Source organism: Nonomuraea rubra (assembly GCF_014207985.1).
GTDB classification, from domain to species: domain Bacteria; phylum Actinomycetota; class Actinomycetes; order Streptosporangiales; family Streptosporangiaceae; genus Nonomuraea; species Nonomuraea rubra.
In genome coordinates, this window is the sequence record NZ_JACHMI010000001.1 from 1,691,919 (window position 1) to 1,714,463 (window position 22,545).

The following is a 22,545-nucleotide window of genomic DNA, read 5'->3' on the forward strand; positions in this document are numbered from 1 at the left end:
GACCTTCCGGAGACCCTAGCGGGAGATGCTCCGCAATACTTCGGGAACGATACTCGGTGCGGTCTATGTGGCAAAACCGCCCTTTTGGTGCGACGATTACCTGGTGTGGCCGCGAAGTGCGGTGAGCGTGATGGTGATCTTCTGTCAATGGCAGCAGTCGTGACCGTGCCAGGCGCGCCCGCCCTCCCGTACGGCGACGGCCGCCAGCAGCACCGCGACCAGCGGATCCACCCACCACCAGCCGACCGTGTTGAGCCACAACCCGGCCAGCACCCCCGCCGCCATCGCGGCGCAGATGAGATTCTGCGTGCCCTCGCCCGAGGTCGCCGCCGAGGCCAGCCGTGCCCCGAGCCTGCGCTTGGCCACCCCCAGCACCGGCATGCTGACCAGGCTGAACGTCGTCACCACGATCCCCAGCACGCTCGGTGCGGCCCGGTGCCCCGCGTCCAGGTCGTGCGCGACGTGAATCACGAGATACGGCGCCAGCAGCCAGAAGCTCACCGCCACCGCCTTCCTGGCGGTGCTCTCCGCGCTCGGCGACAACGTGCGCGCCCCGGTGAACCGCCACACCACGATCAGGCTGGCCGCCGCCTCCACGAACGCCGCCAGCCCCCACCCGATCAGCGCCACCGAGTGCGCCGCCAGGCCCGCGGCCAGGCCGAGCGTGCTCTCCACGCCCAGCCAGGCCAGCGTCGCCACGGAGAGCGAGCGCGCGGTGCGCGCGTCACGCAACCATTCGGCTGACGCGGCCGGATGCTCCTGAATCCGCTGATCAGGCACCATGAACCCCCGAACTCCCGGCTATCCGGCCGTCGACAGCGATACGTAAGGTACCCACTACCACCCGTGACCTCGTAGTACGCCGGCAAAGCAAGGTCAAATTCGGGCCGCATAATGATCGCTGGGGGATGTCCACGAGGGGGAGACGCCGTGCCGTTCACGCCCAGCCATGTCGCCGCCGTGCTGCCGATGATCGGCTCGCGGCGGATCCGCAGGTTCGTCGACCCGTGGGCGCTCGCGCTGGGGGCCATGGTGCCCGACCTGCCGGTCTTCCTGCCGTTCATGCCGGACTACACCGACACGCACTCGTGGGTGGGCGTGATCACGATCGACCCGCTCGCGGTCCTGATCCTGCTGCCGCTCTTCCACGCCGTCCTGCGCGACCCCCTGATCGCCCTGCTCCCGCCCGGCCTGGCCGGACGCGCGGCGCTGCTCGTGCCCGACCGGCTGCGCCTGCTCCCGATGCTGGCCGGCGCCGTGATCGGCGCCGCCACCCACGTGTTCTGGGACTCCTTCACCCACTCCACCGGCCCCGCCGAGTGGGGCGCGTGGCTGTCGGTGTCCGTCTTCGGGGTGATCAGGCTCTTCCGCCTCCTGCAGTACGGCTCCTCCGCGATCGGCCTGGCCGTGGTGGTGTGGTGGGGCTGGCGCGGGCTGTCCCGGCTGGCGGCGGCGCCCGTACCGGAGCGGTTGCGCATGACCGGCCGCGCCCGCTGGGCCGTGCTGGCGGCGGCCGGCGCCGGCGTTCTGGCCGGCGCCCTGTTCTGGCCCTTGATCGACGAGCCCAACCCGAAGTTCGGCCTCGCCGCCGTGATCACCAAGACCGGCGCGGGCACGGTGATCGGCCTGGCCGCGGTCCTCCTCTGCTACGCCGTGGTCTGGCAGGTCAGGCGGCGCGTGGCAGTATCGGAAGGTGCTTGAGTACGTCACCGACGCCGCCGACCCCCGCCTGTCCGACTACACCCGGCTCAGGGACGTCGAACTGCGCAAGAGCCTCGAAGCCGAGCGCGGCCTCTTCCTCGCCGAGGGCGAGAAGGTCATCAGGCGGGCCATCGGCGCCGGCTACCCCATCCGCTCGGTCCTGACCACCCGCCGCTGGCTGGCCTCGCTGGAGGACGTCCTCGGCGAGGCCACCGTCTACGTCGTGAGCGACGAGATCATGTCGGGCATCGCGGGCTTCCAGGTGCACAGGGGAGCGCTGGCCTCGATGGAGCGCCTGCCGCTGCCGCCCATGGAAGCCTTGCTGAAGAGCGGTACCGGCCGCCTCCTGGTCCTGGAGGACCTGGTCGACCACAGCAACGTCGGCGCCATCTTCAGGTCGGCGGCGGCACTCGGGGTGGACGCGATCATCCTGTCCCCCCGGTGCGCCGATCCCCTGTACCGGCGGGCGGTGAAGGTCTCGATGGGCGCGGTCTTCTCGATCCCGTACGCGCGGATGGACGACTGGTTCACCGGCCTCGACCGGCTCCGCGCCGCCGGCTACCGCACCCTGGCCCTCACCCCCGACCAGAGCGCCGCCCCCATCGACGGCGTCGACCCGGGCGACCGGGTGGCGCTGCTGCTCGGGGCGGAGGGCGACGGCCTGTCGTCCCACTGGCTGCAGGAGGCGGACCAGGCGGTGTGCATCCCGATGAGCGCGCAGGCCATGGCCGCCGGGGTGGACTCGCTGAACGTGGTGGCCGCCGCGGCCATCGCCTGCCACGGTCTGATGCGCCGGGCCGGGTGATCGGGGTTTAGGCGGCTGGCTCGGGGCATTGGCAGACACCACGTCACGGTAAGGAGATGCCATGCAACCGGTAGAGAAAGCCACGTCGCTGGGGATGGGCCTGCTGGGCGGCGCGCTGGCGTCCGCGCTGTTCAAGCGGGCCTGGAAGCTGGCGTCCGGTCAGGACGACGCCCCGGACGCCGACGACCTCGAACGCGGCTGGACCGAGGTGCTCGTCGCCGCGGCCCTGCAGGGAGCGATCTTCGGGCTGGTCAAGGCCGCCGTGCACCGCGCCGGCGCGCAGACCTTCCAGCACCGGGGCCGCTGAGGCGGGCGGGCGCCGTCACTGCTGGTCGTCCGTGAGCCAGTCGGGGTGGCCGTCGAAGTCGTGGATCACCGGGCGGCAGTCGACGGGGGCGTCGGCTCCGGCGGCCCTGACGTGCCGCTCCAGCGTCGGGACCTGCTCGTCCGTCGTGATGAGGGTGAGCTGCCAGGCGAGCTCATCGCGGAGTACGGCCTGGCCGGGGGCTTCCGCGATGTCGATCGACGTGGCCAGGCCCGCGAGGAGGATGCCGTGCGCCAGCTCGGCCGCCCTCTCGTGACTCCCGATCGTCATGCGGATCTCGACGAATTCCGCCATGGGGTTGTCCTTTGTGGAGGGGTGTGGGCCTCACCCTACCTGCGGAAACGAGTGAGAGGCCGGATTTCGCGGGGGATTTCCCGGTTGGTTCGGGTCGCGGGTGCTGGTGCGCAGGTCAGGGGCGTTGTGGCCGTTCTCGTACGGACCCGGCCGGCTGGATCCGGTGTGCCGGGGCGCCCGATGATGCAGAATGTGAGCGATCGATTACAGAAACACGTGCAGCGGGGGCTCCATGAACGTGGCCTGGATCATCGCGTTGACCGCCACGGCGGGATCCTTGAGTGCCGGGGGTGCACCGGCGCCCGCCGCGCTGAGCTGTGCCGTCGCCACTCCCGCGGCGCGGCCGCTGGTGTTCGAGCCCAAGGTCGGGCTCACGCCTCGCCCGGTCCAGGCGCGCGGGCACCTGGAGCTCACCGGATGCACCTCGCCCGACGGCACGGCCACGTTCCTGCGCTCCGGGTGGGGCAGCGTACGGGCCACCGCCCGGGCGTCCTGCACCAGCGCCCGCCAGGTGCGCGGCAGCGCGGTGATCACCTGGTTCGGGGCGAACGGGCGCCCCGTCGGCACCTCGAGGCTACGGGTCAGAGCCGACCGGCTCGTGGCCCAGCGCCCCGCCGACACGCTGCTCACCGGCAGCGTGTCGGCGGGATGGCTGGCCAAGGAGCGGGTCAGGGGCGGCATCAGCCCCGCCACGGCCCTCCTCGGCTGCGCCACCCAGGGCATGGCCACCCTCCCGGGAAGCGGCCGCATCGTGTTCGGCTGACATCGTGTTCGGCTGACCTGCGGACACGCGCGGCCTCGTCAGGCGAGGCCGATCTGGTCGCCCGCGTAGTCCAGCAGCTTCTCGGCCGTGGAGAAGCGGCGCTCGTTGCCGTCGTCCAGCAGCACGCCCACGACCTGGAGCCCGTTGCGCTCGGCGGCGAACAGCAGGCAGTACCCGGCCGCGTCCGTGTAGCCGGTCTTCACGCCCAGCACGTCGTCGGCCCGCGTGAGCAGCTTGTTCGTGTTCCGCCAGGTGTGCGCCCGGTGCACCTTGGTCTTGGTCACCTTGTGCGCCTTGCTCCCGACCACGGTGGTGAACACGCTGCTCCGCAACGCGAGCTGCGCCAGCCTGGCCTGGTCGACGGCCGTGGAGTAACCGCCGGCCGGGGTGGGCATGCCGTCGGCGTTCGTGTAGCGGGTGTCGGTGAGGCCGAGTGCGCGGGCCGTGCGGTTCATCTTGGCGATGAACGCCGGCTTGCCGGGCCCGTAGTGGCGGGCCAGGGCGTTGGCCGCGTCGGCGCCGGAGGGCAGCATGAGCGCGTACAGCAGGTCCCTGGTCGTGAAGCGCTCGCCCTTGCGCAGTCCCGCCGTGGCGGCGCCGCCCCTGGCGGCGTACTTGACGTCGGTCTCGGTGATCGTGATCGTGTCGGTCAGCCGGCCCTCGCTGAGCACGACGTACGCGGTCATGATCTTGACCAGGCTGGCCACCGGCACCCGCTTCGTCTCCCGCTTGCCGAAGTGGATCGTTCCTGCGGAGTCGATGACGTACGCCGCCTTGGCCCCCACGGTCGGCTCGTCGGCGGCCATGGCGGGGGAAGAGACCCCCACGAGCAAGGCGATCACGACAGAGCCCATCAAACGCCCAATACGCATGCCCATCATGTTGACAGAGCCGGACGCGCCATTTGCCTGACTGGGCCACGTGCCGCCCTCAGATGGGGGTAAATCATTGATAGATCCGATATGGCGGGGGGCGACGGCCATGGCAGGAAGATTCATCATCAGCGAGGACGGGCAGGGTGGCTACCGCTTCGCGCTCGTCGCGAACAACGGGCAGACGCTGGCGGTCGGCGAGGGTTTCCCGAACAAGCCGGCCTGCGTGAACGGCATCGAGACCGTACGCAGGAACGCCCCCGACGCGCCCATCGACGACCGGAGCGGCCCGCAAGCACCGCCGGACGCGGACTGACAGCCGCTCGTCCACCACCGGGCGCGAACCGGTCAGGAATCGAGAAGCGACCCTCGCCGGAACCCGCCTAACCTGCAGATACATCGTTCGCCGGGCATTCGTGGCCCGGCGCCGCACCCCGGGCCGGACCGGCCCCCGACTGCAGGAGTGAACCATGGCGGACTCTTCCACCACCCAGGGCATCAAGACCGTGCTGCACCCCGTATCCGACCTCGAGGCGGCCAAGGCGGTCTACACCGCGCTCCTCGGCTTCCCGCCCCAGACCGACGAGTCCTACTATGTCGGGTTCGAGGCCGAGGGTCAGCACATCGGGCTGGTACCGGGCGGCGCGGCGCAGGGCATGGCCGCGCCGGTGGCGTACTGGCAGGTCGAGGACATCGAGGCCAAGCTGGCCGAGGTGACCGCCGCGGGCGCCACGGTCAAGGACAAGCCGCGGGAGGTGGGCGGCGGCCGCGTGGTGGCCACCTTCACCGACCCCGACGGCAACGTCCTCGGCGTGCTCCAGGACCGCTGAGCACCGACGGAGCCCGTGAAAGCGGCCCGCCTCCCCGGCCGGGCCCGATGGATGGAGACACGATGAGCATGGATGCGACCACGGACACCCCACCGGCCACGCCGCACGTTGCCGACAGCCACGGCTTGATCCGCGTGCACGGCGCGCGCGAGAACAACCTCAAGGACGTCAGCATCGAGATCCCGAAGCGCAGGCTGACCGTGTTCACCGGCGTGTCCGGTTCGGGCAAGAGCTCGCTGGTGTTCAACACCATCGCCGCCGAGTCGCAGCGGATGATCAACGAGACGTACAGCGCCTTCGTCCAGGGCTTCATGCCGACGCTGGCGCGGCCCGAGGTCGACGTGCTCGACGGGCTGACGACCGCGATCATCGTCGACCAGCAGCGGATGGGCGCCGACCCGCGCTCCACGGTCGGCACCGCCACCGACGCCAACGCGATGCTGCGCATCCTGTTCAGCCGGCTCGGCCAGCCGCACATCGGCTCGCCCAACGCGTTCTCCTTCAACGTCCCGACGGTACGGGCCAGCGGCGCGATCACCGTCGAGCGCGGCAACAAGAAGGCGGAGCGGGCGACGTACACGCGGCTGGGCGGCATGTGCCCGCGCTGCGAGGGGCGCGGCACGGTCTCCGACATCGACCTCACCCAGCTCTACGACGACTCCAAGTCGATCGCGGAGGGCGCGTTCACCATCCCCGGCTGGAAGTCGGACAGCTGGTGGACGGTACGGACCTACGCCGCGTCGGGCTTCCTCGACCCGAACAAGCCCATCCGCGACTTCACCAAGCAGGAGATGCAGGACTTCCTGTACCGGGAGCCGACCAAGGTGAAGGTCGAAGGCTCGAACCTCACCTACGAGGGGCTGATCCCGAGGATCCAGAAGTCGTTCCTGTCCAAGGACCGCGAGGGGATGCAGCCGCACATCCGCGAGTTCGTGGACCGGGCGGTCACGTTCATGACCTGCCCCGAGTGCGAGGGCACGCGGCTCAGCGAGGCGGCCAGGTCGTCGCGGATCGCCGGGATCAACATCGCCGACGCCTGCGCCATGCAGATCAGCGACCTGGTCGGCTGGGTCCGCGGTCTGGAGGAGCCGTCGGTGCGGCCGCTGCTCACCGCGCTGCTGCGGACGCTCGAGTCGTTCGTGGAGATCGGGCTCGGCTACCTGTCGCTCGACCGGCCCGCCGGCACGCTGTCGGGCGGCGAGGCCCAGCGCACCAAGATGATCAGGCACCTCGGCTCCTCGCTCACCGACGTCACCTACGTCTTCGACGAGCCCACCGCCGGCCTGCACCCCCACGACATCCAGCGCATGAACGACCTGCTGCTGCGACTGCGGGACAAGGGCAACACGGTGCTGGTCGTCGAGCACAAGCCGGAGGTGATCGCGATCGCCGACCACGTCGTCGACCTCGGCCCCGGCGCCGGCGCGGCAGGCGGCACCGTCTGCTTCGAAGGCACCGTCGAGAAGCTCCGCGCCGCCGGCACCATCACCGGACGCCACCTCGACGACCGGGCCGCGCTGAAGCAGGCGGTGCGCAAGCCCACCGGCACGCTGGAGATCCGCGGCGCGACCACGCACAACCTCCAGGACGTGGACGTGGACATCCCGCTCGGGGTGCTCGCCGTCATCACCGGGGTCGCCGGCTCGGGCAAGAGCTCGCTCGTGCACGGGTCCATCCCCAAGGGGGCGGGCGTGGTGTCGGTCGACCAGAGCCCGATCCGGGGCTCCCGGCGGAGCAACCCGGCCACGTACACGGGGCTGCTGGAGCCGATCCGCAAGGCGTTCGCCAAGGCCAACGGCGTCAAGCCGGCGCTGTTCAGCGCCAACTCCGAGGGCGCCTGCCCCGCCTGCAACGGCGCCGGCGTCGTCTACACGGACCTGGGGATCATGGCCAGCGTGTCCAGCACCTGCGAGGAGTGCGAGGGCAGGCGGTTCCAGGCGGCGGTGCTCGACTACAAGCTCGGCGGGCGCAGCATCGCCGAGGTGCTGGCGATGCCGGTGACGGAGGCCGAGGAGTTCTTCGGCGCGGGCGAGGCCCGTACGCCGGCCGCGCACGCCATCCTCGAACGGCTCGCCGACGTCGGGCTCGGCTACCTCACCATCGGCCAGCCGCTGACCACGCTGTCGGGCGGCGAGCGGCAGCGGCTCAAGCTGGCCACCCACATGGCCGACAAGGGCGGCGTCTACGTCCTCGACGAGCCGACGAACGGGTTGCACCTGGCCGATGTGGAGCAGTTGCTCGGGTTGCTGGATCGGCTCGTGGACGCCGGGAAGTCGGTCATCGTGATCGAGCATCACCAGGCGGTCATGGCGCATGCCGACTGGATCATCGACCTGGGGCCCGGTGCGGGGCACGACGGCGGCCGGATCGTCTTCGAGGGCACCCCGGCCGATCTGGTGAACGCCCGCTCCACCCTGACGGGGCAGCACCTGGCCGACTACATCGCCACCTGACCGGGCGCCCGCCCCTTCCCCACCGCACGCGGCGGGGTCCCTTGGGGATGGGAGGGGGCGGCAACACCCGTTACGTGTGGCGGGACGGGCGGGGCGTCAGGAGGTCAGGGCCTTGTCGTCGGTGGCGCGCCGGCGCTTCAGCCGGCGCCGGATCACGAGCCAGCCGACGAGCCCGACCACGACCACGGCCACGACGGCTGCCGTGACAGGCGACCGCCTGGCCAGCTCCAGCCACCCGAACACCGCCGCCGTGCCACCGAACCACCACAACGGTGCCCACGTCAGGCACCCCAGGGCGCTGGCGACGACGTACCAGGGGTAGGACACGCGCAGCGCCCCCGCCACCCACGGCAGCGTGTGCCGCAGCATCGGCACCCAGAAGCAGCCGTAGACGGCCAGCGCCCCCCACCGCTCGACGACGCTCTCGATCTTCTGGATCCGCTCGCGCCCCACCTTGACGCCGACGCGCGAGTCGTACAGCTTCTCGCCGAGCCTGCGCCCGACCCAGTAGTACACCTGGAACGCCCCGAACAGCGCCAGGATCAGGACGGCTCCCACGAGCCAGTACGGCAGCCCCAGCCAGAACGGCTCGGTCGGCGCGGGGACGGCGATCGCTGCATGCCACATGTCCGGCCCACCACCCCTCCACAAACCTTAGGCCAGGCTTACCTTACCCCTCGGGTGCAAGCGATGGCCACACCGGGTTGCAAGGCTCCCGCAAAGGGTGCAACCGGCCGACAACCAGCGCTCAACCACCCCGGCCCACTCTAGGGGTGAGCCAAGAGGGGTGTTGAAGATGCCGACGAGAAGCGCAGCCGTCCTGACCAGCGGGACCGCCAACGCAGCCAAGCTGTTCGTGGCGGCCCTGGCGTTCACCAGCGCGTACGTCGGCTTCTCCGCCTACAGTAACGCCAGCTCCACACCCCAGCCCGCCACCCCGGTCACCCTGTCGGCCCGCGAGCTGCCCGTCACCGCCCCGGCCGAGGAGCTCGCCACGGCGGGCAAGGTGACCGTGAGCGTGCTGACCGACGGCGGCCCCGGCTGCGCCAAGTCGTACGTCGCCCGCAGCCTCGTGGTCAACCCGGGCCCGGACGCGGCCGTCTCCTACCGCTGGAGGCTGGCCCGCTGGAGCCCGTCGGCCAGGGAGTGGCGCACGTACCTGGCCGACCACGACGGTTTCGCCGCCCCCGAGCGCACGGTCGAGTGGCGCCCCCGGGTCTCGGGGAACCCGGGCTGGTACCGCGTCGAGCTGACGGTCGAGGGCGCCGACCCGATCGCGAGCGACCGCTTCCAGGCGAGCTGCTGACCGATCACGAGCGAGCGGCCCACCGGCTGATCAGGGGCGGCCGTTCCCGAGCGAGCTGCCCACCGACTGGCGCGCCGCCTCCACCCAGCGAGGCACGCCCACCCGCTCGGCCACCTCCAGAGCCTTCTCGTAGTGCTCCCGCGCGGCATCAGGCTGCCCCAGCCGGATGGCCAGGTCGCCGAGCGTCAGCGCCACCGGCCACAGCGCCACCACGCCGGTGCCCGCGCCCGCCACCCGGTCGGCGAACGGCTTGAGCTTGTCGTAGCAGTCGACCATCCGCTCCCGGTCGTCGAGCAGCATCCCGGCCAGCGCCCGCCAGGTCATCGCCAGCTCGTACAGGAAGTCGGGCCGCACCGGCGGCCGGGTCGCGGCCACGGCCCTGGCGTCCTTCTGGTGCCCGGCCGAGGCCAGGGCCAGCGCGTACGCGTCGAGCGTCCACTTGGCGCCCCGCATGTGCGCCTCGGCCAGCGGGTCGACCATGTCGGCCGCCCGCCCGGCCACCAGGTGCAGGCAGAACCTCGTGATCAGCGGCAGGTCCTGGCGGCCCTCCAGCATGCCCGCCCGCGCGGTCATCCTGGCCGCCTCGCCGTAGGCACGCTCGGCGCCCTCGTAGTCGCCGGCGATCATCATCCGCTGGCCCCGGTACCAGACGACGACCGCGGCGGGCGCCGACAGGTCGTACTGCTTGGCCAGGCGGTCGGCAGCGGCCGCGTGCTCGTCGGCCACGGTGAACTCGCCGCGGGCCGCCGCGCACTCCAGCAGCACCAGGTGGGCCAGCGCCTGCGTGGCCATCTGGCCCGAGCGCTGGGCGACCTCCAGCAGCTCCCTGCCGATGCTCTCGCGGGAGTCGACCGCGGGGATGTCGTACGACTGCCGCAGCCGCCCGCTCAGCGCCGCCGCGATCAGCGCGGGATCGCCGCTCTGCCGGGCCAGCTCCAGCGCCTCCAGCGACGCCTGGCGCCCCCGCTCCGGCGAGGAGGAGCCCTCCAGCTCCAGGGCCAGCGTGGTCAGCAGGCTCGCCCGCAGCCGCTGCTCGCCCGCCGGCAGCTCCATGAGCGCCTTCTCGGTGACGTCCACGATCTCCCACGCGGTGCGGGTGAAGTCGCGCGCCATGCCCTTGTGCGGCACGGCCAGCGACGCCGCCACCTTCGCGGTGATCTCCAGGTCGCCCAGCGGCAGCGCGGCGTCCATGGCCTGGCGCCGCAGCAGCCGCGCGGCGTGCATGTCGCCGCACAGCGCCAGGGCCCTGATCTGGCGCAGCATCAGCCGCAGGCGTTCCTTGGCCCGCTCGGGCCGCTGCTCGCCGCTCTGCTCGTCGCTGCGGGAACGGTCGAACGCGGCGATGGCCTGCTCCCACAGCGAGGCCGCCTCGCGGTGCGCGAAGCGCCGCTCGGCCTGCTCGGCCGCCAGGCCCGCGTAGTGGACCGCCTTGTCGGCGGCGTCGGCCAGGAAGTAGTGGTGGGCCAGCGCCGCCACGTCGGACGGCGTGCGCTGCTCGATGACCGACGCCACGGCGGCGTGCAGCCGGGTGCGGCGCAGCCTGGAGGCGTCGGAGTAGATCGTGTCGCGCACCAGGTCGTGGTCGAAGCGCAGCAGCCCGGGGCCCGGCTCGGTCACCAGCCCCGCCAGCAGCGCGGCCTCGACGGCCTCGATCACCGACTCCTCGTCCACGGCCACCGCGACCAGCACGTCGAGGTCGACGTCGCGGCCGATCACCGCGGCCTGCAGCAGGATCTGCTGCGCCCCCGCGGGCAGCCGCGAGATGCGCCGCCGCAGCACGTCCCGCACGCCCGAGGGCACCTGCGAGAGCACCTCGGTGGCGCTGGCCCGGTCGGCCGCGCCCTCGGAGTCGAGCAGCCGCACGGTCTCGCGGACGAAGAACGGGTTGCCGCCCGTGCGCTCGACGATCGACTCGACCGCGTCCTCGTCGATCTCGCGTACGCAGGTGGCCTTGACCAGCTCGGCCACGGCCTTCGGGTCGAGCCCTGACAGCCCCACGCGCACGGGGCCGAGTCTCGCCAGGGCGGCCAGCACGTCGGACTGGCGGTCGTCCAGCTCGCTCTCCCTGCACGTCACCACGAGCAGCACCCGGCTGGTCGCCAGCAGGCTCGGCAGCGCGCGCAGCAGGGCGAGCGTCTGGTCGTCGGCCCAGTGCAGGTCCTCCAGCGTCAGCAGGACGGGGTTGCGCCGGGCCACGCCCGCCAGGTAGCCGCCGACCGCGCGGTGCAGCCTGAACCCGCCGGACGCCTCGTCCTCGTCGGGGTCGGGGGCGGCGTCGTCGAGCAGCGGCGCGAGGAGCTGGGCGTACTCGCCGGCGCCCGTCATGTCGATGAGCGTGCGCAGGATCTCCACCCAGGCCCAGCCGGGCGGGGTGGCGCTGGAGTCGGGGCAGGCGCCGGAGGCGGTGGTCCAGCCGTCGGCGCCCAGCCTGCTCTCGAGCTGGCGCAGCAGCGTGGTCTTGCCCGCGCCCGCGACCCCGGCCACGATCGCGACCTGGAACCGGCCGGTGCGCGAGGCGGCCGTGGTCAGCCTGGTCAGCTCGGCGTCGCGGCCGACGAACGGCTCGGGCTCCAGCGGCGGCGGCTCGATCGGCGTGGCGGGGCGCGGCGGCCAGGTGTCGCTGACCGGCGCCGCCGGCCGCGGGGCACGCGCGGGGGCGGGTGCCAGCTCCAGCTCGGGCGCCTGGGCCAGGATGTCGGACTCCAGCTTGCGCAGCGCAGGCCCGGGGTCGATGCCGAGCTCGTCGGCGAGGATGTTCCTGGCGCGGCGCAGCGCGGCCAGCGCGTCGCCCTGCCGGCCGCAGCGGTAGAGGCCGAGCGCCAGCAGCCGCCAGCCCTCCTCGCGCAGCGGGTGCTCGGTGGTGAGCGCCTCCAGGTCGGGCACGGTCTCGGCGTGCAGGCCGAGCCGCAGCCCGGTGTCGGCGTGCCGCTCCCTGGACACCAGGCGCAGCTCCGTCAGCCGGTTGACCTCGGCCTCGGCCCACGCCTGGTCGGCGAAGTCGGAGTACGGAGTGCCGCGCCACAACCCCAGCGCCTTCTCCAGGCGGTCGCGCGCCGACTGCGGATCGCCCTCTTCGAGGTGCTCGCCGGCCGCCCGTACAAGCTGCTCGAACCGCAGCGCGTCGACCTGGTCGGGCGCCACGCGCAGGGCGTAGCCGGACGCGACCGTCACCAGCAACCGGTTGGGCCCGCCGCGCGGGCGGCCGGGCTCCAGCACCCGCCGCAGGCGCGAGATGTAGACCTGCAGGCCCGACTGCGCGCCCTTGGCCGCGTCGTCGTCCCACAGATCGTAAAGAAGCGTGTCAACCGGCACGACCTGACCTCTGGCCACGAGAAGCCGGGCGAGGACGGCCCGCTGCCGCAACCCGCCGAGGTCGAGTTCGTCGTCGTGTTCGTACGCCTCGACTGGCCCCAGAACTCGGAACGCCACCATGTCAGCCGCCACGCTATGCGGGCCTGCGAATCACGCACAAGGCCCGTGGTCGATTAGCACGCGATGGGTTTGGGATTGTCACTGGGTGGCCTTCGAGATCGCGGACGGGGGCTCCGCGCCGGCGTTCCGGCCGTTGCGCCTGCGCAGCAGCGCCCATGCGCCCAGTGCCAGGCCGCCGAACGGGATCTCGATAGTGTAAGTCCAGAAGCCGAAAAGCAGTGCGGTCGCGGTCGCCGGAGCGGCCGGCACGCCGAAGGCCGAGGTCAGCAGGAGCACCACGCCGCCCTCCATGATCCCCGCCCCGCTGGGCGTGATCAGGGCGCTGGTGAGCACGCGCGACAGCGCGAAGACGGCGATCGACTGCGCCAGGCCGGGCCAGGCGCCGGTCACCTGCATGCAGACCGCCATGATCGCCCACTGGAAGCCGAGGAAGAAGATCATGCCGAGCGACAGCCCGGGCCACCGCGTGCGCACCACCCCCGCGGTGTCGGCCCGCAGCCGGTGGAACGCCTCGGACGCGTGGATCTTCAGCCGCAGCAGCCGCGTCACCCCGTCGAGGCCCTTGCCGAGCCAGACGGCCGCCCGCTCCCAGTAGAGCGCGACGGCCACCACCACGCAGAGCACGATGATCGAGACCGCGCCCGTCCAGCCCGCGTTGGCGACGGTCGCGTTCGGCGCCTGCCCGGCCATGAGCAGCGCGATGATCCCGACGGCCGGCAGGACGAACCTGAACAACGTGTTCCACACGCCGCTGACCAGCGTCATGACCACGAAGGCGCGGCTGGTGAAGCCCCAGCCCTTGGTCATCGCCCACGACAGAGCCACGCCCACCGCGCCGCCGAACGGCAGCAGGTTGCTGACCGCGCTGCCCGCCGCGTTGAGCGTCAGCCCCTGCAGGTTGTTCAGCCCCGGCAGGGAGTTGGTCAGCACGAACGTGTACGCCAGCAGGCTCAGCAGCCACAACCCGGCCATCAGCGCGATCTCGCCCGCGTCGAGCGTGCCGAACACCCTGCCGATCTCCGCCCAGGAGACCGGCTTGCCGGTGAGCGCCTGCACGATCTGGGGGAGGTAGACCACGAGCAGCACGGCCAGTCCGAGCGACAGCACGGACAGGGCGATCTGCAGCCACTTGTTCTTCATCGGGGTCCAGTCTGCCGGGTTGCGGCGGGCGGCCTCGTCGTTCTGAAGTACTAGCTGGGCCACCGGTCGAAGGGATGAGTGAGGCGGGCGCCGGGGGGCAGGTCGCGGCGGACGTACCACTCGGTGCCGAAGACGAAGCGGTAGAGGGGGCGGGGGACCTTCAGCATGACAGCCAGCGTGCGGTCGCTGTCGCCGCCGCTGGCCTGGGAGGCGTGCGCGGCCATGGAGGCCCGCTTCTGCCTGGTGTACCTCCTGACGTTCACGCGGTGGGTGATCGTCTCGCCCGCCGAGTACGCGCTCTCGAACGTCCGTACGTCGAACTCCGGCGGGAACTTGTAGAACCGGCCGGCCACCCGCAGCAGCCACAGCAGCGGGTCGCGGTTGACCGTCGCCTCCAGGACGATCTCCGTTCCCGCGATCTTCGCCGCCCGTTTGCCCACCCGGTGCACCTGGACGTGGTCGGGGTGCCCGTAGCCGCCCGCCGGATCGTAGATCGCCAGCAGGTCGGCCTGCTCCTCCTGGAGGATGGCGGCCAGCGCCTTGGCCGCCGCCTCGGTGTCGGCGTCGATGAACGCGTTGTCGGGCCGCTCCTCGGCGCTGCCGCCCTTGGGGCTCAGCCCCGAGTCGCCGTAGCCGAGGCACTCGACGCGGGCGCAGCCCAGCAGCGCGGCCGACCTGTACAGCTCCTTGAGCCGGGTCTCGCCCAGCGCCTCGCCCGGCTCCATCTCGGCCAGGCCGCGCTCGCCCGCCGTGGCCACCACGAGCACGACGCGGTGTCCCTCGGCCGCGAGCATCGCCATGGTGCCGGCCGTCAGCAGGGCCTCGTCGTCGGGATGGGCGTGGAAGAACACAGCGGTACGTGGAGGCACACGCCCAGATTAGTCTGGGAGGGGTGCGGATCTTTCACGTGAGTGACTGTTACCTGCCGCGACTCGGGGGGATCGAGGTCCAGGTCGCCGATCTCGTGCGGATGCAGCGGGAGGCGGGGCACGAGGTGTCGGTGGCCACCGCGACCAGGGGTGAGCCGCTGCCCGGGGTGCACAGGATCGTCGCGAAGATGCCGTTCGACCTGCCCGTGCACCCGTTCGGCGTGGGTCATCTCACACGCCGCGTCACCTCGGCGCGTCCCGACGTGGTGCACGTGCACGCGGGGGCGGTCTCGCCGTTCGCGTGGATGGGGGTGCGGGCCGCGTTCCGTGCCGGGGTGCCGTGCGTGGTGACCGTCCACAGCATGTGGGATCCGGTGACGCGGGCGATGTACCGGCTGCTGCGGCTCGCGTACGGCTGGCAGCGGTGGCGGCTGGTGGCCACCACGGTCAGCACCGCGGCGGCGGCTCCGATCAGGGCCGTGGCGGGGCCGGAGGTGCCGGTGCGGGTGGTCTCCAACGGCCTCGACCTCTCGGGCTGGGCGGCGCCTCCCGGCGGCCGGGAGCCCGGTACCCGTGACGGCGTGCACATCGTGGCCGTGGGCAGGCTGGCGCCGCGCAAGCAGCCGGTGCGCCTGCTGAAGCTGCTCCAGGCGGCCCGCGCGCGCGTGCCCTCCCGGATCCCCATGCGGGCCACGATCGTCGGCGACGGGCCGGCTCGGGGGCAGATGGAGCGCTTCCTCGACCGGCACGGCATGACCGGCTGGGTGTCCCTGCCCGGGCGGCACACGCGCGAGGAGATCGCGAAGGTGCTGGAGTCGGCCGACGTGTTCGTGGCGCCGGCGCCGCGCGAGTCGTTCGGCATCGCGGCGCTGGAGGCGCGGGCCGCCGGGCTGCCGGTGGTGGCCAGGGCGCAGAGCGGGGTCGCCGACTTCGTCAAGGACGGCACCGAGGGGCTGCTCGGCCGCACGCTCGGCGACCTGGCCGGAGCGGTGGCGCGACTGTGCACGGACGCGGAGCTGCGCGAGTCGATCGCGGCGCACAACCGCGCGACCCTGCCCGCCGCGGGGTCGTGGCCGACCGTGCTGGAGGGGTTCGACCAGGCGTACGAGCTGGCCCGCGACCGGCGGAGCTCCTCAGGCACCCGCTAGTGCCTTGATAGAGGGCCGGCGCGGACCTCCGGAAACGCGGACGGCCACCGCGCGCGAGCGTCGTGCTCGCACGCGGTGGCCGCGAAGCCGGTGGCGGGGGAGGAGGTGGCGCGCCCCCCAAGCTGCGCCACGACCCCGGAAATGGCGCGCCCCCCAAGCTGCGCCACGACCTCGGAGATGGCGCCCCCCATGTGCGCCACCACCGTCCCACCCGCCACGACGCGGCCGTACGCTCCGACCTGCCCCCCACAGGCGGTCGCGCGACGGCCGCGAGCCGATCAGCCGCAGGCCGCGACGGCCTTGGCCTGGATCTCGGGGAGCTTGCCCATCGCCTCGGTGGCGCCGGACATGTCGTCGACCTTGATGCTCTCGAAGACGGTCGCCATGTCGTTCACCGCGCCCGCGAGGTCGCCGTCGTACTTGCCGGCGAGGGTCTTGAGCTTGTCGGCGGTCTCCTGGCTCGCCTTCTCGATGGCCTTCGGGTCGGTGGCGGCACTGCTCAGCGAGCTGCTGTACTCATTGGTGATCTTGGTGATCTCCTGGCTGACCTGCGTGCAGTCAACAGCCTGGCCGATCGCACCACAGGAGGTGGTGAGGGCGGCAAGAGTCAGCGTCGCGGCCGCAACGGCGAGGCGACGACGAGGGGGAGTCATGTTCCGTGCCCTTCGTAGGTTTAGCGAACGAAGGGAACATTATGGGTCACGACTTGATCGCCGCTTGCACCCCACTAACACCAGGAGTGTCAAGCGGGTGTAAAGCCGTGCAGCAGGACCTGCACGACCTCCTCCGGCTCGGGCAGCGGAAGATCCAGGAGCCCCCGGTAGGCGACGAGGCCGGCGAACAGGTCCGTCAGCATCCACAGGTCGGCGTTCGGCGGGAGCTCGCCGCGCTCGATCGCGCGCTCGTAGACGACCCACGAGCGCTCCATCCGGGTGCGCATCGAGGTGCGGATGAGCTCGGCCACCGCGGGGTCGCGGCCCGCCTCGCCGTACACCTGCCTCGCCATGCGGGCGACGCCCGGCTGGTGCCAGAGGGCGAGCGTGTCGGCGACCACCACGCGCAGGTCGCCTTCCAGCGAGCCGGTGTCGGGGATGGAGACGTGCGCGTTCATCAGGCCTGTGAGGGTTTCGAGGAGCATGTCGCGTTTGGAGGCGTAGCGGCGGAACACGCTCGCCCTGCCCACGCCTGCCGCCGCGGCGACGTCGTCCATGGTGAAGTCGAGGCCGTGGGAGAGCACCAGCCCGGCAGCGGCCTGCCTGATGCGGTGGTCGACCGTGGGGTCGGGCTTGCGGCCGCGCGCAGACATTGTGATACTCCTAGTATCTGATATTCAGGGTCTCAGTATGAGGAGACGTAATGAGGGTAATCGTCGTCGGCGCGGGCGTCGCGGGGCTCGCCCTGGCGCGCGGCCTGCTCAACGCCGGGCACGAGGCCGAGGTGTACGAGGAGGCGCCCGAGCTGCGCACCGCCGGCGGCTCCGTCTCGCTCTGGCCCGGCAGCACGGCCATCCTGAGGGAGCTGAAGGCCGACTACACCGGCCTCGGCCGGCGGCTGGAGACCCTGGAGTCGTGGGCCGCCGACGGGCGGCGGCTGCTCACCGTCGACCTCACCGTGCCCGAGCGCCGCTACGGCCATCCCGTCGTGCACGTGGGCAGGCGCGAGCTGGTCGAGCTGCTCGCCGACGGCGTGCCGGTGACGTACGGCGCGCGCGCCGAGCACGTGGTGCCCGAGCGGGCCGAGGTACGGCTGTCGGACGGCCGCACCGTGCGCGGCGACGTGCTGGTGGGCGCCGACGGTCGCCGCTCGGTGGTGCGCGAGGCCCTGATGGGGAACGACCGGGCCAAGCTGAGCGGCTGGGTCACCTGGCAGGGGTTCACCACCGAGCCGACCGCGCTGACGGAGGACCACCGGGCGGTGATGATCGCGGGCAGGCAGGGGCTGTGCGGGCTGATCCCGGCGGGGCGGGGGCGGCTGCTGTGGTGGTTCGACGTCAGGTCGGCTCCCGGGGAGCCCTTCTGGGCCGACGACCCGCACGTGGTGGCGCGGCTGCGGGAGCGGTTCCGCGGCTGGGCGGACCCGGTGCCCGGCATCCTCGACACGATGAGCGACGTCGACTTCTTCCCGCACCACAAGCAGCCGATCCCCGACGTGTGGGGCAGGGGCCCGACGACGCTGGCCGGCGACTCGGCCCACACCATGCCGCCCACCATGGCCCAGGGCGCCAACCAGGCGCTGGAGGACGCCTGGCTGCTCGCCCGGTCGCTCGGGGACCTGCGCGCGTACGAACGGGCCAGGTCGAAGGTGGTGCGCAGGCCCGCCAGGATGGCGGGCACGGAGCTCACCGACAGGCAGGGGCCGATCGTGCGGTTGATCCCCGACGGGGTCGCGACGCGGCTGTACGCCTCGATGCTGCGTGGCTACAGCAACTACCTCTTGACAGCCTCCTGAGGCCGCCTGACGATGTCGCATATAGGACAACTCGGTGCGTAATACGCAACAAGGGGTGTCGGTTGACCACCACGTCGAGCTTGATCACCACGCTTCCCGGCCGTGCCTACACCGACCCCGAGATCTTCGCCGAGGAGCAGGCCAAGATCTTCGAGAGCCTCTGGTTCTGCGCCGTCAGATCCGGCGACCTGCCGGGCCCTGGCGCGTTCAGGACGGTCCAGGTCGGCCGCGAGAGCGTGATCGTGGTGCGCGGGCGCGACGGCCTGCTGCGGGCCTTCCTCAACGTCTGCCGCCACCGCGGCGCCCGCCTGTGCAGGGAGGAGTCGGGCGAGGTCAGGCGGACGATCAGATGCGCCTACCACGCCTGGTCCTACGACCTCGACGGCCGGCTGGCCGCCGCGCCCAACCTGGCCAGGATGCCCGACATCGACCGTGTCCAGTACGGGCTGGTGCCCGTGCACCTGCGCGAGTGGCTCGGGTACGCGTGGGTGTGCCTGGCCGCCGAGCCGCCCTCGTTCGAGGAGAGCGTGACGTACGCGGCCACCGAGCGACTCGGCGACCCCGCCGCCATCGAGCACTACCACGTGGACCGGCTCGCCCTCGGCCGCCGCATCGTCTACGACGTCCAGGCCAACTGGAAGCTCCTGGTCGAGAACTTCATGGAGTGCTACCACTGCGCCACCATCCACCCGGAGCTGACGGCGGTGCTGCCCGAGTTCGCCGGCGGTTACGCGGCGCAGTACTACGTGGGCCACGGCGCCGAGTTCGCCGAGCGGGCCGAGGGGTTCACGGTGGACGGCAGCGCCGGGTTCGGCAGGCTGCCCGACGTGTCGGAGGACCAGGACCGCCGCTACTACGCGATCACCGTCAAGCCCCAGGTGTTCGTGAACCTGGTGCCCGACCACGTGATCCTGCACCGGATGTTCCCCATGGCCGCGGACCGCACCGTGGTGGAGTGCGACTGGCTCTACCACCCCGACGTGGTGGACTCGGGGGCCGACCTGACGCTGTCGGTGGAGCTGTTCCACCGGGTGAACGAGCAGGACTTCGACGCCTGCGAGCGGACCCAGCCGGGCATGTCGTCACGGGCGTACCGGGAGGGCGGGGTGCTCGTGCCGAGCGAGCACCACATCGCCCAGTTCCATCAGTGGGTGAACCAGCGCCTGCGCGGATAGCGCACGGTGAGGCCGCCGTACTTGGCCCGGCCGGTGATCACCACGCAGAGCACGCCGGGGCGGGGCCTGCTCGGCACCTTGGACGTCGGCTGGCCCCAGTCGCTCTGGAAGCCGTCCACGTTCGCCACCGCGCCCTCGGGCAGGATGATCCTGGCGGATCCGTACGTGAGGTCCAGCTCGACGTCCACGACCTGGTGGGGGACGACGGCCTCGGTGAAGTCCAGATCGACGCTGCCGTACTTGGAGGCGATCCGCAGCCGGCGCGGGACGGCCCAGTCGCCCGCGCGCTTGACGTTGCCGTTCTTCGACCCCAGCTCCACCACGTCGTCGACCTGCGGCTGCGTGCTCGGCAGGTCGGTGATCAGGCCGAGCAGGTCGCCGTACGTCCTCGCGGACAGCGCCACCTCCAGCCGGTCCTCGAGCTCCGGCTGGGTCAGCCGGCCCTCGGAGAACGCCTGCTGGAGCTGCTGCGCGGTGCGCTCCCGGTCCTCGTCGGAGACCCGCATCTGCAATTCCGACATGTCCCGAGCATAGGCGCGGCAGGGTCAGAACGGGAGGCGTCGCCCGGAAGGGGTACGGAGGTCGAGGGGGAGAGGACGGCGTTCGGGTCGGGGGCGGCGGATGAGCTGGACTCTCTTCACATCTCAATAGGTACCCAACAGATTGCCGTGAAGTCATCAACGTTGGGTAGCGTGGACCCGATGTCGGCAGAACCGTTCGTGCATCCGGCGCTCTTCTACCGGGGCGCCGGCGAGTACGTGTCTGCCACGACCGCCTTCGTCCGCGAGGGGCTGGCGGCCGGAGAGCCCGTCGCCGTGGCCGTCCCGCCGTGGAACCTCGCGCTGATCGAGGCGGAGCTCGGCGCGCAGGCCGGCGACGTGCTGCTGCTCGACATGACGCTGGCCGGCCGCAATCCGGGGCGGATCATCCCCGGTGTGCTGCGAGACTTCGCCGACCGGCATCCCGACCACCACGTGCGGATCATCGGCGAGCCGATCTGGCCGGGGCGCACCGAGACGGAGTATCCGGCCTGCGCCCAGCACGAGGCGCTGATCAACCTGTCGTTCACGGGGCGGAGGGTGACGATCCTGTGCCCGTACGACCTCGCGGGGCTGACCGCCGAGGTCATCCGCGAGGCGGCGCGCACCCACCCCGTGCTGCGCGACACGGCGGGGGAGCGGGTCAGCGACCTCTACGCGCCCCAGCTCGTGGTCGACGGGCACAACCGGCCGTTCGGCGAGCCGGAGCGGTTCGCCGCGCTGCGCTTCGACCGCACCAACCTGTCGGCGGTGCGGGGGCTGGCCGCCCGGGAGGCCGCCGCGCTGGGCTTCCAGGGCGACCGGCTCGACGACATCCGGCTCGCGGTGGCCGAGCTCGGCGCCAACAGCCTCGACCACGGCGGCGGCTCCGGCGTGCTGCGGGTGTGGGCGGCGGACGACCGGCTGGTGTGCGAGGTCAGCGACGCCGGGCACATCACCGACCCGCTGGTGGGCCGCAGGCCGGTCGATCCGCGTGACGCGGGCTCGCGCGGCCTGCTCATCGTCAACCTCCTCAGCGATCTCGTACGCGTGCACAGCCGCGTGGGCGCGACCACCGTACGCGTCTACTTCGACCTGCCCTAGAGCTCGATCTCCTGCATGCTGGGGTAACGGGCGCCGCGCACCGCGTCCGCGGGCACGGCGGCGGCCAGCGCGCCGAGCTGCTCGGGCGTGAGCGTGACGTCCGCGGCGGCGGCGTTCTCCTCCAGGTACTTCAGCCGCTTGGTGCCGGGGATCGGCACGATGTCCTCGCCCTGGGCGAGCAGCCAGGCCAGGGAGAGCTGGGCGGCCGTCACCCCGGCCGCGTCCGCGATCTTCTTGATCTCGGCCGCCAGCGCCCGGTTGTGCTCGGCGTTCTCGCCGGTGTTGCGCGGCAGGTTGCGGCGGAAGTCGTCGGCGGGCAGCTCGTCGGCGCTGGGCATCGTGGCCGACAGCAGGCCGCGGCTGATCGGCGAGTACGCCACCAGCCCGATCCCCAGCTCCCTGGCCGCCGGCAGGATCTCCGCCTCCAGGCCCCTGGTGAACAGCGAGTACTCGCTCTGCAGGGCCGCGATCGGATGCACGGCGACGGCCTTGCGCAGGGTGTCGGCGTTCACCTCCGACAGGCCGAGATGCCGTACCTTGCCCTGCCGTACCAGCTCGGCCATGGCGCCGACCGACTCCTCGACGGGGACGGCGGGGTTGCGGCGGTGCATGTAGTACAGGTCGATGTGGTCGACGCCGAGGCGCCGGAGCGAGGCGTCGCACGCGGCCCTGATGTATTCGGGGCTGTTCTCGACGGTGCGGGTGGCGCCGTCGCGCTTGATGCCGAACTTGGTGGCCAGCACGACCTCGGCGCGCCGGTCCCTGATGGCGCGGCCGACCAGCTCCTCGTTGGCGCCGCGGCCGTACATGTCGGCGGTGTCCAGAAAATTCATGCCAAGGTCGAGGGCGCGGTGAATGACCGCGATCGACTCCTTCTCGTCCCCCTGGCCGTAGAACTCGGACATGCCCATGCAGCCGAGCCCGAGCGCGGAGACCTGGAGGCCTTCCCTGCCGAGAGTACGGGTGTTCATGCCACTTGCCCCCTGCGGTAGTTGTCGATCTTGTAGTCCAGCACCTTCAGGTCCTGGCCGAGCTGGGCGATCCTGGCGCTGACGCGCTCACGGTGCAGCTCCAGCATCTGCCTGCGCTCGCCGGCGGTGTGCGGCCCCATCCGGCGCAGCTCCGCGTACCGGCACATGTCGGCGATCGGCATGCCGGTCGTGCGCAGCTTGGTGAGGAACTCCAGCCACTGGAGGTCCTCCTCCGCGTAGTCGCGGTGGCCGCTGGTGTTGCGTCCCACGGAGTGGATCAGCCCGATCCGCTCGTAATACCGCAGCGTGTGAGCGCTCAGGCCGGACCGCTGCGCGGCCTCCTGGATCGTCATGTGTCCAGGTTGGCCCTTAGAGCGCGCTCGAAGTCAAA

Annotated in this window: 24 protein-coding genes; 12 read left to right on the forward strand and 12 right to left on the reverse strand. The window is 71.8% G+C overall.

Annotated features, from left to right (window positions below):
* Positions 1-144 precede the first annotated feature (144 nt).
* Positions 145-783: a cation diffusion facilitator family transporter gene (locus HD593_RS07920; RefSeq protein WP_185101542.1), complete on the reverse strand. Its 639-nt coding sequence runs from the start codon at positions 781-783 to the stop codon at positions 145-147.
* A 147-nt stretch (positions 784-930) separates the two neighbouring features.
* Here HD593_RS07920 and HD593_RS07925 point away from each other — a divergent pair, with 147 nt between their 5' ends.
* The 3 genes from HD593_RS07925 (at position 931) to HD593_RS07935 (ending at position 2,813) form a co-directional block, all read left to right on the forward strand.
* Positions 931-1,701 (forward strand): DUF4184 family protein, encoded by a 771-nt coding sequence (locus tag HD593_RS07925; protein WP_185101543.1) that lies wholly within the window; start codon positions 931-933, stop codon positions 1,699-1,701.
* Complete coding sequence (locus HD593_RS07930; RefSeq protein WP_185101544.1) at positions 1,694-2,506, forward strand: TrmH family RNA methyltransferase; 813 nt, start codon at positions 1,694-1,696, stop codon at positions 2,504-2,506. The genes HD593_RS07925 and HD593_RS07930 overlap by 8 nt, the downstream gene beginning before the upstream one ends.
* 61 nt (positions 2,507-2,567) lie before the next feature.
* Positions 2,568-2,813, forward strand: coding sequence for a DUF4235 domain-containing protein (locus HD593_RS07935; protein WP_185101545.1), 246 nt, complete (start codon positions 2,568-2,570; stop codon positions 2,811-2,813).
* A 15-nt stretch (positions 2,814-2,828) separates the two neighbouring features.
* On the opposite strand, the gene HD593_RS07940 is transcribed toward HD593_RS07935, so the two are convergent.
* Positions 2,829-3,125 carry a hypothetical protein gene (locus tag HD593_RS07940; RefSeq protein ID WP_185101546.1) on the reverse strand — a complete coding sequence of 99 codons (297 nt, stop codon included), beginning with the start codon at positions 3,123-3,125 and terminating at the stop codon, positions 2,829-2,831.
* A gap of 232 nt (positions 3,126-3,357) precedes the next feature.
* On the opposite strand from HD593_RS07940, the gene HD593_RS07945 reads away from it, so the two are divergent.
* A complete protein-coding gene (locus HD593_RS07945) occupies positions 3,358-3,888 on the forward strand; it encodes a hypothetical protein (RefSeq protein WP_185101547.1) in 531 nt (176 codons plus the stop codon).
* 38 nt (positions 3,889-3,926) lie between these two features.
* Here the strand turns inward: HD593_RS07945 and HD593_RS07950 are convergent, their stop codons facing one another.
* Positions 3,927-4,742: a D-alanyl-D-alanine carboxypeptidase family protein gene (locus tag HD593_RS07950; protein ID WP_185101548.1), complete on the reverse strand. Its 816-nt coding sequence runs from the start codon at positions 4,740-4,742 to the stop codon at positions 3,927-3,929.
* A gap of 127 nt (positions 4,743-4,869) precedes the next feature.
* Between HD593_RS07950 and HD593_RS07955 the strand changes: the two genes are divergently transcribed.
* The 3 genes from HD593_RS07955 to HD593_RS07965 all read left to right on the forward strand — a co-directional run bounded on the left by HD593_RS07955 (position 4,870) and on the right by HD593_RS07965 (position 8,043).
* The gene (locus HD593_RS07955) at positions 4,870-5,076 is read left to right on the forward strand and encodes a YegP family protein (RefSeq protein WP_185101549.1); all 207 of its coding nucleotides are present in this window, start codon (positions 4,870-4,872) and stop codon (positions 5,074-5,076) included.
* 154 nt (positions 5,077-5,230) lie between these two features.
* The gene (locus HD593_RS07960; protein ID WP_185101550.1) at positions 5,231-5,590 is read left to right on the forward strand and encodes a VOC family protein; all 360 of its coding nucleotides are present in this window, start codon (positions 5,231-5,233) and stop codon (positions 5,588-5,590) included.
* Between the two features lie 62 nt (positions 5,591-5,652).
* A complete protein-coding gene (locus tag HD593_RS07965) occupies positions 5,653-8,043 on the forward strand; it encodes an ATP-binding cassette domain-containing protein (RefSeq protein ID WP_185101551.1) in 2,391 nt (796 codons plus the stop codon).
* A 96-nt stretch (positions 8,044-8,139) separates the two neighbouring features.
* On the opposite strand, the gene HD593_RS07970 is transcribed toward HD593_RS07965, so the two are convergent.
* A complete protein-coding gene (locus tag HD593_RS07970; protein ID WP_185101552.1) occupies positions 8,140-8,670 on the reverse strand; it encodes a DedA family protein in 531 nt (176 codons plus the stop codon).
* Between the two features lie 169 nt (positions 8,671-8,839).
* Between HD593_RS07970 and HD593_RS07975 the strand changes: the two genes are divergently transcribed.
* A complete protein-coding gene (locus tag HD593_RS07975; protein ID WP_185101553.1) occupies positions 8,840-9,349 on the forward strand; it encodes a P-loop NTPase family protein in 510 nt (169 codons plus the stop codon).
* Between the two features lie 30 nt (positions 9,350-9,379).
* Here HD593_RS07975 and HD593_RS07980 read toward each other — a convergent pair whose 3' ends face one another.
* The 3 genes from HD593_RS07980 to HD593_RS07990 form a co-directional block, all read right to left on the reverse strand.
* Entirely contained in the window at positions 9,380-12,781 is a 3,402-nt protein-coding gene (locus tag HD593_RS07980) for an ATP-binding protein (RefSeq protein WP_185101554.1), read from the reverse strand.
* 78 nt (positions 12,782-12,859) lie between these two features.
* Positions 12,860-13,984 (reverse strand): lysylphosphatidylglycerol synthase domain-containing protein, encoded by a 1,125-nt coding sequence (locus HD593_RS07985; protein WP_312903391.1) that lies wholly within the window; start codon positions 13,982-13,984, stop codon positions 12,860-12,862.
* Positions 13,972-14,790, reverse strand: coding sequence for a PIG-L deacetylase family protein (locus HD593_RS07990; protein ID WP_312903392.1), 819 nt, complete (start codon positions 14,788-14,790; stop codon positions 13,972-13,974). Before HD593_RS07990 ends, HD593_RS07985 begins: the two co-directional genes overlap by 13 nt.
* A gap of 38 nt (positions 14,791-14,828) precedes the next feature.
* Between HD593_RS07990 and HD593_RS07995 the strand changes: the two genes are divergently transcribed.
* Positions 14,829-15,938 carry a glycosyltransferase gene (locus tag HD593_RS07995; protein WP_312903393.1) on the forward strand — a complete coding sequence of 370 codons (1,110 nt, stop codon included), beginning with the start codon at positions 14,829-14,831 and terminating at the stop codon, positions 15,936-15,938.
* A 278-nt stretch (positions 15,939-16,216) separates the two neighbouring features.
* Here HD593_RS07995 and HD593_RS08000 read toward each other — a convergent pair whose 3' ends face one another.
* Together HD593_RS08000 and HD593_RS08005 are read right to left on the reverse strand one after the other, a co-directional pair.
* Positions 16,217-16,591, reverse strand: a complete 375-nt coding sequence (locus tag HD593_RS08000; protein WP_185101556.1) for a hypothetical protein — start codon at positions 16,589-16,591, stop codon at positions 16,217-16,219.
* 89 nt (positions 16,592-16,680) lie between these two features.
* On the reverse strand, positions 16,681-17,244 hold the full coding sequence (locus tag HD593_RS08005) for a TetR-like C-terminal domain-containing protein (protein WP_185101557.1): 564 nt from the start codon (positions 17,242-17,244) through the stop codon (positions 16,681-16,683).
* Between the two features lie 50 nt (positions 17,245-17,294).
* On the opposite strand from HD593_RS08005, the gene HD593_RS08010 reads away from it, so the two are divergent.
* Positions 17,295-18,386, forward strand: coding sequence for an FAD-dependent oxidoreductase (locus HD593_RS08010; RefSeq protein ID WP_185101558.1), 1,092 nt, complete (start codon positions 17,295-17,297; stop codon positions 18,384-18,386).
* A gap of 62 nt (positions 18,387-18,448) precedes the next feature.
* Positions 18,449-19,561 (forward strand): aromatic ring-hydroxylating oxygenase subunit alpha, encoded by a 1,113-nt coding sequence (locus HD593_RS08015; protein ID WP_185101559.1) that lies wholly within the window; start codon positions 18,449-18,451, stop codon positions 19,559-19,561.
* Here the strand turns inward: HD593_RS08015 and HD593_RS08020 are convergent.
* Positions 19,531-20,082 (reverse strand): DUF1707 SHOCT-like domain-containing protein, encoded by a 552-nt coding sequence (locus HD593_RS08020; RefSeq protein ID WP_246546384.1) that lies wholly within the window; start codon positions 20,080-20,082, stop codon positions 19,531-19,533. The genes HD593_RS08015 and HD593_RS08020 overlap by 31 nt on opposite strands.
* A gap of 180 nt (positions 20,083-20,262) precedes the next feature.
* Here HD593_RS08020 and HD593_RS08025 point away from each other — a divergent pair, with 180 nt between their 5' ends.
* Positions 20,263-21,183 (forward strand): sensor histidine kinase, encoded by a 921-nt coding sequence (locus HD593_RS08025; RefSeq protein ID WP_185101560.1) that lies wholly within the window; start codon positions 20,263-20,265, stop codon positions 21,181-21,183.
* Here the strand turns inward: HD593_RS08025 and HD593_RS08030 are convergent.
* Positions 21,180-22,154: an aldo/keto reductase gene (locus tag HD593_RS08030; protein ID WP_185101561.1), complete on the reverse strand. Its 975-nt coding sequence runs from the start codon at positions 22,152-22,154 to the stop codon at positions 21,180-21,182. The genes HD593_RS08025 and HD593_RS08030 overlap by 4 nt on opposite strands.
* A complete protein-coding gene (locus tag HD593_RS08035) occupies positions 22,151-22,507 on the reverse strand; it encodes a MerR family transcriptional regulator (protein ID WP_185101562.1) in 357 nt (118 codons plus the stop codon). The genes HD593_RS08030 and HD593_RS08035 overlap by 4 nt, the downstream gene beginning before the upstream one ends.
* Positions 22,508-22,545: the final 38 nt, after the last annotated feature.

Coding starts and splice junctions, on each gene's coding strand:
- HD593_RS08005 (WP_185101557.1), bottom strand. CDS start 17,244: ATGTCTGCGCGCGGCCGCAAGCCCGACCCCACGGTCGACCACCGCATC.
- HD593_RS07945 (WP_185101547.1), top strand. CDS start 3,358: ATGAACGTGGCCTGGATCATCGCGTTGACCGCCACGGCGGGATCCTTG.
- HD593_RS07960 (WP_185101550.1), top strand. CDS start 5,231: ATGGCGGACTCTTCCACCACCCAGGGCATCAAGACCGTGCTGCACCCC.
- HD593_RS08030 (WP_185101561.1), bottom strand. CDS start 22,154: ATGAACACCCGTACTCTCGGCAGGGAAGGCCTCCAGGTCTCCGCGCTC.
- HD593_RS07920 (WP_185101542.1), bottom strand. CDS start 783: ATGGTGCCTGATCAGCGGATTCAGGAGCATCCGGCCGCGTCAGCCGAA.
- HD593_RS07970 (WP_185101552.1), bottom strand. CDS start 8,670: ATGTGGCATGCAGCGATCGCCGTCCCCGCGCCGACCGAGCCGTTCTGG.
- HD593_RS07955 (WP_185101549.1), top strand. CDS start 4,870: ATGGCAGGAAGATTCATCATCAGCGAGGACGGGCAGGGTGGCTACCGC.
- HD593_RS07940 (WP_185101546.1), bottom strand. CDS start 3,125: ATGGCGGAATTCGTCGAGATCCGCATGACGATCGGGAGTCACGAGAGG.
- HD593_RS08025 (WP_185101560.1), top strand. CDS start 20,263: ATGTCGGCAGAACCGTTCGTGCATCCGGCGCTCTTCTACCGGGGCGCC.
- HD593_RS08010 (WP_185101558.1), top strand. CDS start 17,295: ATGAGGGTAATCGTCGTCGGCGCGGGCGTCGCGGGGCTCGCCCTGGCG.
- HD593_RS08020 (WP_246546384.1), bottom strand. CDS start 20,082: ATGTCGGAATTGCAGATGCGGGTCTCCGACGAGGACCGGGAGCGCACC.
- HD593_RS07980 (WP_185101554.1), bottom strand. CDS start 12,781: ATGGTGGCGTTCCGAGTTCTGGGGCCAGTCGAGGCGTACGAACACGAC.
- HD593_RS08035 (WP_185101562.1), bottom strand. CDS start 22,507: ATGACGATCCAGGAGGCCGCGCAGCGGTCCGGCCTGAGCGCTCACACG.
- HD593_RS08000 (WP_185101556.1), bottom strand. CDS start 16,591: ATGACTCCCCCTCGTCGTCGCCTCGCCGTTGCGGCCGCGACGCTGACT.
- HD593_RS07975 (WP_185101553.1), top strand. CDS start 8,840: ATGCCGACGAGAAGCGCAGCCGTCCTGACCAGCGGGACCGCCAACGCA.
- HD593_RS07950 (WP_185101548.1), bottom strand. CDS start 4,742: ATGGGCTCTGTCGTGATCGCCTTGCTCGTGGGGGTCTCTTCCCCCGCC.
- HD593_RS07965 (WP_185101551.1), top strand. CDS start 5,653: ATGAGCATGGATGCGACCACGGACACCCCACCGGCCACGCCGCACGTT.
- HD593_RS07935 (WP_185101545.1), top strand. CDS start 2,568: ATGCAACCGGTAGAGAAAGCCACGTCGCTGGGGATGGGCCTGCTGGGC.